Raw genomic sequence first — 606 nt, forward strand, 5'->3', positions numbered from 1 at the left:
CGCGAGGTAGCGGCCCAGCGGCCGCAGCGCGGGCGCCACCACGGGTACCAGGTCGCGCCGGCCGCCCTTGCCGGTGTAGCGCAGGATCGTGTAGCCGGAGTCGGCGCCGAGGTCGGCCACCTGCGCGCCGGTGAGGCCGGACACGCGCAGCCCGGTGTGGAACAGCAGCGACACCAGCGCCGCGTCCCGCCAGGCCCCTTCGGTGTCCAGGCGGCGGGCGCGGGTCTCGGCGTGGTCGAGCAGGGTGGCGGTGGCGTGTTCGTCCAGCGCGGGCAGCGGGGACGCCTTGTCCCGCTTGGGGCGGAGGACGGCGTCGACCGGGTTGGCCTCGGCGACGTCGTTGGACTGCAGGTAGCGGTACCAGCTGGAGATGCCGGCCAGTGTGCGGGCCACCGTGGACGGCGCGGCCGGGCGGGGTGTGCCGTCGCGTCCGGTGACGGTGAGGCCGGACTTGAACGCGTCGACGTCGGCGCGGCGGGCGCGCAGCGGGTCCAGCCCGGTGCGGTGGCACCAGGACAGCCACGCGGCGAGGTCGGCGTAGTAGGCGCGGCGGGTGTGTTCGCTGTAGTCGACACTGAGCCACAGCACGGTGACGTGCCGCACCGA

The 606-nt window shown here is 75.2% G+C and carries 1 protein-coding gene; it reads right to left on the minus strand.

The window, feature by feature from the left end; all coding sequences use genetic code 11:
• Positions 1-606 (minus strand): tyrosine-type recombinase/integrase (locus SACPADRAFT_RS26130; RefSeq protein WP_007027904.1); only part of this gene is annotated, 606 nt, incomplete at both ends.

The sequence above is a fragment of the Saccharomonospora iraqiensis subsp. paurometabolica YIM 90007 genome (genome assembly GCF_000231035.2).
In the GTDB taxonomy this organism is placed as follows: Bacteria; Actinomycetota; Actinomycetes; order Mycobacteriales; family Pseudonocardiaceae; genus Saccharomonospora; species Saccharomonospora paurometabolica.